General features: G+C 75.3%; 7 protein-coding genes. 5 read left to right on the top strand and 2 right to left on the bottom strand.

What is annotated here, in order from left to right:
• Positions 1-22: 22 nt before the first annotated feature.
• Positions 23-859 (top strand): isocitrate lyase/PEP mutase family protein, encoded by an 837-nt coding sequence (locus IE172_RS32325; protein WP_190100914.1) that lies wholly within the window; start codon positions 23-25, stop codon positions 857-859.
• Between the two features lie 7 nt (positions 860-866).
• On the opposite strand, the gene ssgD is transcribed toward IE172_RS32325, so the two are convergent.
• On the bottom strand, positions 867-1,280 hold the full coding sequence (ssgD, locus tag IE172_RS32330) for a spore wall synthesis regulator SsgD (RefSeq protein WP_190100915.1): 414 nt from the start codon (positions 1,278-1,280) through the stop codon (positions 867-869).
• Positions 1,281-1,783: 503 nt separating this feature from the next.
• Between ssgD and IE172_RS32335 the strand changes: the two genes are divergently transcribed.
• On the top strand, positions 1,784-2,107 hold the full coding sequence (locus tag IE172_RS32335; RefSeq protein WP_190100916.1) for a plasmid stabilization protein: 324 nt from the start codon (positions 1,784-1,786) through the stop codon (positions 2,105-2,107).
• A gap of 78 nt (positions 2,108-2,185) precedes the next feature.
• The gene (locus IE172_RS32340) at positions 2,186-2,941 is read left to right on the top strand and encodes an endonuclease V (protein ID WP_229886667.1); all 756 of its coding nucleotides are present in this window, start codon (positions 2,186-2,188) and stop codon (positions 2,939-2,941) included.
• Between the two features lie 432 nt (positions 2,942-3,373).
• Here the strand turns inward: IE172_RS32340 and IE172_RS32345 are convergent, their stop codons facing one another.
• On the bottom strand, positions 3,374-4,549 hold the full coding sequence (locus IE172_RS32345) for a saccharopine dehydrogenase family protein (RefSeq protein ID WP_190100917.1): 1,176 nt from the start codon (positions 4,547-4,549) through the stop codon (positions 3,374-3,376).
• Between the two features lie 90 nt (positions 4,550-4,639).
• Between IE172_RS32345 and IE172_RS32350 the strand changes: the two genes are divergently transcribed.
• Both IE172_RS32350 and IE172_RS32355 read left to right on the top strand, forming a co-directional pair.
• Positions 4,640-5,020, top strand: a complete 381-nt coding sequence (locus IE172_RS32350; RefSeq protein WP_190100918.1) for an MmcQ/YjbR family DNA-binding protein — start codon at positions 4,640-4,642, stop codon at positions 5,018-5,020.
• Between the two features lie 126 nt (positions 5,021-5,146).
• On the top strand, positions 5,147-6,328 hold the full coding sequence (locus tag IE172_RS32355) for a CaiB/BaiF CoA transferase family protein (protein WP_190100919.1): 1,182 nt from the start codon (positions 5,147-5,149) through the stop codon (positions 6,326-6,328).
• Positions 6,329-6,382 lie beyond the last annotated feature (54 nt).

The raw sequence follows: 6,382 nt of genomic DNA on the forward strand, positions 1-6,382 counted from the left end.
CGCCGCTGATTGAGTGGCGCGCATGACGAACCCCGCCACCGAACTCCGTGACCGCGCCCTCGCCTTCCGCTCGCTGCACGTCCCCGGACGCCCGCTGCTCCTGCCCAACGCCTGGGACGTCGCCAGTGCCCGGCTGGTGGAGGACGCGGGTGCCGGTGCCGTGGCGACCACCAGCGCCGGAGTCGCCTGGGCGCTCGGGGCGGCGGACGGGGACCGGCTGGACCGGGATCGCGCCCTGCGGGCCGTCGAACGGATCGCCGGGGCCGTCCGCGTGCCCGTCACCGCCGACATCGAGGGCGGCTACGCGCAGGACCCCCAGGGCGTGGCCGACACGGTGCGTGCCGTCCTCGCCGCGGGCGCGGCCGGGGTGAACATCGAGGACGCCGCCCCGCACGGCACCGGCCCGATGCGCCCGGCCGGGGAGCAGGCCGAGCGGATCGCCGCCGCCCGCGCGGCCGCCGACGCGACCGGCGTGCCGCTGTTCGTCAACGCCCGCGTCGACACCTTCCTGCGCGGCGCCGGGGGAGTGGACGACACCCTGGAGCGAGCCGCCGTCTACCTCGCCGCGGGCGCCGACGGGATCTTCGTCCCCGGTACCGTCGACCCGGGGACCGTGAAGGAACTCGCCGAAGGAATCCAGGCCCCGCTGAACGTGCTCGCCGGCCCCGGCGCCCCGCCGGCCGGTGAACTGGCCGCCCTGGGCGTGGCCCGCGTCAGCGTCGGCTCCGGTGTCGCCGAGGCCGCGTACGCCCTGGTCCGCCGCGCCGCGCGCGAGCTGCTCGGGTCCGGCACGTACGACGCGCAGACCGGCGGCCTGGCGTACGGGGAGCTCAACGAGCTGATGGCCGGGAAAAGGTGACCCGCCCTCAGGCGTCGCGCATCAGCTCCGCGAGGCGGTGGTCCAGATCGAGCCGGAGGTGCTCCAGGCCGGTCGGCACCAGGTCGCTGGTGGCCTGGAGGAACCGGCGCACCTCCCCCGAGCGGACGTGCACGACGGCGGTCCCCTCGGGCGCGTGGAACTCCAGCACGGTGCGGTCGTACCCGTACGGGCGTACCCGCACGTCGCCGAGCCCCTCGGGTCCCCGCAGCCCCGCGGCGAGCAGCTCCCGTGCGAAGATCCAGCAGACCTCGACGCCCTCCAGAGTGGCGGGCGCGGGGAAGGTCATGCGGACGGCGAACGGGTCGTCGCGGTCGTAGTGCAGCGTGGCGGGGATGTTCGGCATCCGCGGCGCGGCGGCGACCAGACGGGCCTCTACGGGCTGCTCGATGACGGTGGACAACGCCTTGCTCCCTCGTGACGGCTGGACGGGCTTCCGGGCGGATCCGTTCGACTACTGGATGAGACGCCGGAATCCGCCAATCCGTGCACACGAACAGCGAGTGACCTCCGTCACCGCCTTCATGCACCCGAGTGACACGCTTCTCCCCGCGCTTCCCTGCCACACCCGCGGCCCCAAGTCCCTCCGGACGGTCCTGGCCGCCCTGCCGTCCGTGCCCGCGCGGGCACGGACGGCAGGGCGGCGCGGGGACCGGACGGCCGCGCGGGGCCGCCGCACCGGTCGGTCGAGGACACCGGGGTCCCGGAGGTCCGGTTCGGGCGGCCGGACCTGGCGGACCGTCGGCACGGCTCCTGCGACAGCGCTGGCCGCGCGCCCGGCCACGGCCGCTGGGCGGCCGGGGAGCAGGGGCGGGTCGCCCGCCTGGAGCACTGACGCGTGCGGCGGGCCATCGTCACCGACAACGTGGGTACCCGTTCGCCGTACGCGAGAGGAAGTGAGCGGAGATGCCACGCGGTTCCAGCCCCAAGCGGGAGCGTCAGTACGAGCACATCAAGGAGAGCGCCGAGGACCGGGGCGAGAGCACCGGACGCGCCAAGGAGATCGCCGCCCGGACGGTGAACAAGGAGCGCGCCCGGTCCGGCGAGTCCAAGACCGCCAGCCGCACCTCGACACAGGACATGTCGTCCGGCAAGCGCGGCGGCCAGCGTTCCGGCAAGGGCTCCCGGGGTCCCACCCGCGACCAGCTGTACGAAGAGGCCAAGAAGCGCAATGTGGAGGGCCGTTCGAGCATGAACAAGAGCCAGCTCCAGCGCGCGCTCGGCAAGTGACCCGCCCCCGCGCGGAGGCTCCCGGACCCGGGACACCCTCCGCGCGGAGCGCGCCCGCCCCGTAGGCTCGGGGACACCATGACGACCGTACCCACACCCGCCGGCCGGCCCGTCACCGAACAAGAGGCCCGCGCGGTCCAGGACGCGCTCCGGGGCCGGGTGGTGCTCGACGAGGCGGGCCCGCCGCCCGGGACGGGCCGGGTCACCGGGGTGGACGTGGCGTACGACGACGAGCGGGACCTCGTCGCCGCCGCGGCCGTCGTCCTGGACGCGGCGACCCTGGACGTCGTCGCCGAGGCCACGGCCGTCGGCCGGATCTCCTTCCCGTACGTCCCCGGACTGCTCGCCTTCCGCGAGATCCCCACCGTGCTCGCCGCCCTGGAAGCCCTGCCGTGCCCGCCCGGCCTGGTGGTGTGCGACGGATACGGCCTCGCCCACCCCCGCCGCTTCGGCCTGGCCGCCCACCTCGGCGTGCTCACGGGCCTGCCGACGATCGGCGTCGCCAAGAACCCCTTCACCTTCACCCACGACGAACCCGGCGCCCCGCGCGGCAGCACGTCGCCGCTGCTCGACGGCCGCGAGGAGGTCGGCAGGGCCCTGCGGACCAGGGACGCCGTCAAGCCCGTCTTCGTCTCCGTCGGTCACCGCGTGAGCCTGGACAACGCCTGCGCCCACACCCTCGCCCTGACTCCCTCCTACCGTCTCCCCGAGACCACCCGCCGAGCGGACGCCCTGTGCCGCCGCGCACTGGCGGAGATCACCCCCGCCGCCGGGGAGACCGCCGCGGCAGGCGAGGTACCGGCCGCCCCGGGGGCGCGGACGGCGAACGGATGATCTGGGGTCGCGCTGTTCTCGGGGAGGGGATGACGCGTGACGCGTGGGGGACGACGGGCCGTGCTGTGCGCGGTCGCGCCGCTGGTGCCGGCGGGCTGCGGTCAGGGAGCCGGACAGGCGGAGGACGCGCGTGCGAGCGCGACGGGAGGGCCGGGGGAACGGTACGGGAGGGCCGGGGGAGCGGAGGGACCCGAGGGGTCCGGCACCCCGACGGCCTTCGCCGACGGCAAGCGGCTGCCGCTGGACTACAGCGGCGTCCCGTACGACAGCGCACTCTTCGCGGACTCCTGCGGACGGTGGAGCGCTACGCGGACCTGTGGGCGGCCACCACCCCTTGACCGCGCGGCACACCGGTGCGGACCGGGTACGGGGACGGATGCCCGGCCCTCACCGGTCGCGCGGCCCGGGTGACGCCTTCGGCCGGCCGGGTTTTCAGCGGGTCGCGGCGACCCGGAAGCGGATGCCCGCCGTCCGCAGGCGGTCGATCAGCGCGTCGCCCATCGCCACCGCCGTCGTGACCTGCCCCGCCGTCGGCGGCAAGTGGTCGAAGGCCAGGCTGAGGGCGCCCTCCGCCAGCATCTTCGCCGTCTCGTCGTAGCCGGGGTCGCCGCCCGCCACCTCCGTGTACACCCGCCGGCCGCCGCCCTCGCCGACGAAGCGGACGGAGAACCGGCTCCGGGCGCGCTTCTCCGGCCCCGGCCCGTCACCGGGCCTGAGGCGGTCCGAGAGCCGCCGCCGCAACGACGGGACCTGCGCGGCCGTGACCAGCGCGCCCACGGCCGCCACCCCGCCCACCGCCACCGGGAGTCGGCGCACCGCCGCGTAGTGCCGGTAGCGGAAGTCGGGGCCGTACCGGTCGAGCGCCTTCGCCGAGCGGCGCACGATCTGCCCGTCGATCGTCGGCAGCGGCAGGGCCCAGGCGCCGACCTCCGGCGCGTAACGCGGCGCTCCCAGGGGCGCCGAGGCCCGGCGGTCCACCAGCCGGGGTTCGTGGTGCCTGCGCTCGCGGGCCGCCGCGCGCAGACCGCGGTGCCGGGCGAACTGGTTCAGCGCCGAGGCGAAGGTCCCGCCGGAGAAGGCCGCGTCGGCGGTGACGAACCCGTCCACGGTCAGCGCGACCCCCTCCGGCAACTGCCGCACCGTGAAGTACGCGCCCAGGTCGTGCGGCACCGAGTCGAAGCCGCACGCGTGCACCAGCCGCGCCCCCGTCTCGCGGGCGCGGGCGTCATGGCGGACGTACATCAGGTCCACGAACTCGGGCTCACCCGTGAGGTCGACGTAGTCGGTCCCCGTGTCCGCGCAGGCGGCGACGAGTTCCTCGCCGTACTCCACGTACGGGCCCACGGTCGTGGCGACCACCCGCGCCTGCTCGGCGAGGGCCCGCAGGGAGGCCGGGTCGGACACGTCCGCCCGCAGCAGCCCGATCTCCGCGCCGCCGGGCAGCCGTTCCCGCAGCCGCTCCAGCTTGCCGGCGCTGCGGCCGGCGACCGCCCAGCGCAGTCCGTCGGGGGCATGGGCGGCGAGGTACTCCGCGGTCAGTGTCCCGACGAAGCCGGTCGCCCCGAAGAGCACGATGTCGTACGGACGGTCCCTGTTCAGCCTGCTCATGACACCCCTTGGTCGTGCAGCCGCGCCGCTGTCGGTGGCCGAGGCTAGCGTGAGAGGTGCGGAGCCCGACGACGAGCCCGGAGGAAACCCATGGCCGTGCCCCCGAACGCCCTGAAGAAGTGGGAAAAAGTGCGCGACCACGCCCTGGCTCTGCCGGGCGCCACCGAGGAACACCCCTGGGGCGAGACGGTCGCCAAGGTCCACCGGAAGGTGTTCGTCTTCCTCGGCGTCCACGACGGCAGCTACCCCCTGGGGGTGACGGTGAAGCTCACGGACGAGACGGCGCACGCCCACGCGATGGCCTGCCCCGGCGCGGAGCCCGCCGGATACGGCCTGGGCCGGGCGGGCTGGGTGAGAATCCCGCTGGAGACCAAGGGTGCCCCGAGGGCGGACCTGCTGTGCGACTGGGTGGAGGAGAGCTACCGCACCGTCGCCCCCAAGCGGCTGGCCGCGCGGCTCGACGCGCACTGACCGGCTGCGCCGACGCGCCGCCCCGTACGGTGGCCAAGCGCTTGCTCGCCCGGTCTTGTGCCGGGTGGAACACGTTCCTAACATCACAGGTGTTACACCAGGAGTGTCACAGCCGATGGGGGCTCGATGACGGAGGCGAAGACGCCGGGACACGGCCCGCTCACCGGCGTGCGCGTGGTGGAGCTGGCCGGCATCGGGCCGGGCCCGTTCGCCGCCATGCTCCTGGCGGACCTGGGCGCCGACGTCGTCCGCGTGGACCGCCCGGGCGGCCCCGGCCTGGGCATCGACCCCGCCCGCGACATCACCAACCGCAACAAGCGTTCCGTGATCGTCGACCTCAAGGCCCCCGAGGGGCCCGACCGCGTCCTCGACCTCGCCGACCGCGCCGACGTCCTCATCGAGGGCTACCGCCCGGGCGTCGCCGAGCGTCTCGGCATCGGCCCCGCCGACTGCCACGCCCGCAACCCCCGTCTGGTCTACGGCCGCATGACCGGCTGGGGCCAGCAGGGGCCCCTCGCCGACCGCGCCGGACACGACATCGCCTACATCGCCCTCACCGGCACCCTCGGCATGATCGGCGACCCGGACCGGCCCCCGGCCGTCCCCGCCAACCTGCTCGGCGACTACGCGGGCGGCTCCCTCTACCTCGTCGTCGGCGTGCTCGCCGCCCTGCACCACGCGCGCGCCACCGGCACCGGACAGGTCGTCGACGCCGCCATCGTGGACGGCACCGCCCACCTCTCCGCCATGATCCACGGCATGCTCGCCGCCGGCGTCTGGCAGGACCGGCGCGGCGCCAACCTCCTCGACGGCGGCTGCCCCTACTACGGCACCTACGCCACGGCCGACGGACGGCACATGGCGGTCGGCGCCCTGGAGCCGCGGTTCTACGCCGAGTTCCTGCGCCTGCTCGGCCTCGACGACCTGACGGGGGCCCACACGGACGTCGCCCGCTGGCCGGAACTGCGCGAACGGGTCGCCGCCCGCTTCGAGACCCGCACCCGGGACGCGTGGACGGCCGTCTTCGAGGGCACCGACGCGTGCGTGGCGCCCGTGCTGTCCCTCGGCGAGGCCCCGCACCACCCGCACCTCGCCGCCCGCGGCACCTTCACCGACCACGGCGGCATCACCCAGCCCGCACCGGCCCCGCGGTTCTCCGCGACCCCGGCCGGCATCCGCACCGGACCCGCCCTGCCGGGCACGGGCACCGACGACGTGGCCCGCGACTGGGGCCTGACCCGCCCCGCGGACCCGGTCCCCCCGCACTCCTGCGAGCCCTCGAACCCTCAGCGAAAGGCCTCCTCGTGAGCACCGAAGCGTATGTGTACGACGCGATCCGCACTCCGCGCGGGCGTGGCAAGG

This window comes from Streptomyces griseoflavus, from assembly GCF_014649995.1.
Taxonomy (GTDB): Bacteria; Actinomycetota; Actinomycetes; order Streptomycetales; family Streptomycetaceae; genus Streptomyces; species Streptomyces griseoflavus.